2 protein-coding genes are annotated in these 2,472 nt (G+C 56.2%); both read left to right on the top strand.

Annotation, left to right across the window (positions count from 1 at the left end; translation table 11 throughout):
* On the top strand, positions 1-1,311 hold a 1,311-nt coding region (locus ACXJ5O_RS24290; protein ID WP_457302143.1), incomplete at its 5' end, for a glycosyltransferase family 4 protein.
* A gap of 2 nt (positions 1,312-1,313) precedes the next feature.
* On the top strand, positions 1,314-2,472 hold a 1,159-nt coding region (locus ACXJ5O_RS24285), incomplete at its 3' end, for a polysaccharide pyruvyl transferase family protein (protein WP_457302142.1).

The raw sequence follows: 2,472 nt of genomic DNA, 5'->3' as shown, positions 1-2,472 counted from the left end.
GCCTATGCTGTGGCGCAGGCGTTGAAGAATGCAGGCTGCGAAGTCCACCTCTTCCTGCTTGGCAAGCCGGTTTATAATCGCATTCCCGAAAACGATGGCGTGTTCAAGACGGTTAACTTCCTCGCAGATGATTACCCGCTCTGGGGCGGTCCCAATCAGTTTGCCGGGCATGATTTGTTGATGGGCCATGATGAAGCCGCGAAAGCCGAGCTGATCATGGGCTTTCTGGCCGGGCTGGATGTGGTGATCAACAATCAGGCGGCCCCGGTCAATTCCATGCTCGGTGAACTTCGCCGCCGCGGCATGAAGGTGCTGAACTATGTTCACGTGCTCGATAAATCGAAAATGGGCCGTGATGCGGGCCATCCTTACCTCACGCTCGCCTTCGAACACGTCTATGACACGATCCTGACCTGCTCCAGGGATATGGCGGAGTGGTTGCATGGTATGGGCGTCCCGGATGCCAAACTCATGCACATTCAAAATGCCGCAAGTTATGCACTTTCCTCCAAGGATCAGGAAGCTATCCTCGCAGCGCGCCGCAACCGGCCCCAACGCGACAGGCTGAATGTTCTTTTCCTGGGTCGACTCGACGCTCAAAAGGGTATCGAGCGATTGTTCGCTTCCGTTCGCGACCTGCGCCAGCGCTCAGCACCGATCGATTGGAAAATTATTGGTAGCGATGTCATGGACGCTGGTGCCGGGGGGTCGTGGAAAGAACGTTTCGCTGAAGTTGGTGTTCACGTCGAACCGCCAGTCTTTTCGAGCCGGCATCTGAACAAAGCCTTCGCCTGGGCCGACGTGGTGGTGTTGCCGTCGCGGTGGGAAGGTGCACCCTTGACCATTATCGAGGCTCAACGGCTGGGCTGCGTGCCGATCGCAACGTCAGTCGGCGCGGTCGGCGAACTCATCGACCACGGTGTCGATGGTTTGTTGATCGAGTCGACGGACGACAACGTTATCAGCTGGGAACTGACTGAAATCATCATGGCATTGTCAGAGGATCCCGCTGCGTTGCGCCGCCTCTCTGAAGCTGCTGCAGAGCGCGGCGGTTCCCTCATGTGGGAACACAGTGTCGAACCGTTGGTGAACCAGTTGAAGTCATGGTTCCCTGACCGGCTTCCCACCCTCCCGGTGGAGACAACCCTGAAGCTTGTCGAACAGACAGCGCCAACCACGCCCGAGCGGATACCGTCTTTCGAACGGTTTTCGCGCGAGGCAACGCCGAAGCAGCGTGACGAAATTTCCGAAATCAGGCCGCTGCAGATCGCTGCTGCCGGATCAGCCCACATGCATAATTTGAGGAACTAACGATGAAGAAACTTTTTGTTCTGAATGGTGGCGCCGCGGTCAAGCCTGGCAACAAATCCGCCTATTTGAAGTTTGAGGACCCGCTCGCGGCCTTCAACAAGGGTGGCATCAACACAGGCGACGTTCTCGTCTATGACGCCACGCTCAAGGCCCTCGCCTACGACGACATCAAGAACGTGCAGTTCTCGCACGCCGGTAACGAAAAGCTCTGGCCGCAAGACGGAACTTATGATGCTACCGTCGTGCGCGGTTCGAACTATCTGACGGAAACCGTCGATCTCGCCCATGTCRTACCACTGCTCAAGAAGCTCAAAGGCCCGGTCGTCGCCATCGGTGTCGGTGCACAGGCCGGCAAGTACAAGAAGCTCAACGTGCCGAAAGGTACCGTCGAGGCGTGGAAGGTCATCGCCGACAAATGCGAGACGATCGGCGTTCGTGGCTTCTACAGCGCGGAGATATTCAACGATCTCGGCATCAAGAATGTGCGKGTGATCGGCTGCCCGAGCTTTTACCGTTCCTTACGCCCCTCGATCACGATCAAATCCATCGATCCGGCAACTGCCCGCGTCGGCCTGACACTGAATAAATATCTTTCCGCTGACTATGCCAGCAACGCGACCAAGACCAACCGGATGCAGCGCGCGCTGATCGATGCAGTCGCCAAGCGTCCTTCGAGCAAACTCTACTCGCAGGGCGAACGCGAAGAGACGCTCGCTATTTTCTCCTCCGGCAAGGAGAAGCAGGACAACATCAAGGCCATCCTCACCAAGTTCAATCTGCTTGGCCACGCCGAGGCGGAAGAGATGCTCAACAATCGCATGAGCGCCTTTTTCGATATCGAAGAATGGGCGGCCGACGCAGCTGCAAATGTGGATGTAATGGTTGGTTTCCGGCTGCACGGCAATGTTATAGCCCTGCATCAGGGAATTCCGGCGGTATTCTTCACCTATGATTCGCGTATTCGGGAATTGTCCTCACTGTTTGCAATTCCATCGATCGAGATCGAGGACTACCTGCCGATCAACCTAGAAAAAATGCTCGAAAAAGCGGACTTCTCCAAAGTCCAGCATATTTATCGCCTGAACTATGCCGAGTACCATCGCTTCCTGACCGAGAACAAGCTGAACCACGTGCTGCCAAAGCCTGTGGCTGCACCTGCAG

The sequence above is a fragment of the Phyllobacterium sp. P5_D12 genome, from assembly GCF_054049495.1.
The sequence above is the reverse complement of the archived record's forward strand: the minus strand, read 5'-3'. Positions and strand labels throughout refer to the sequence as shown.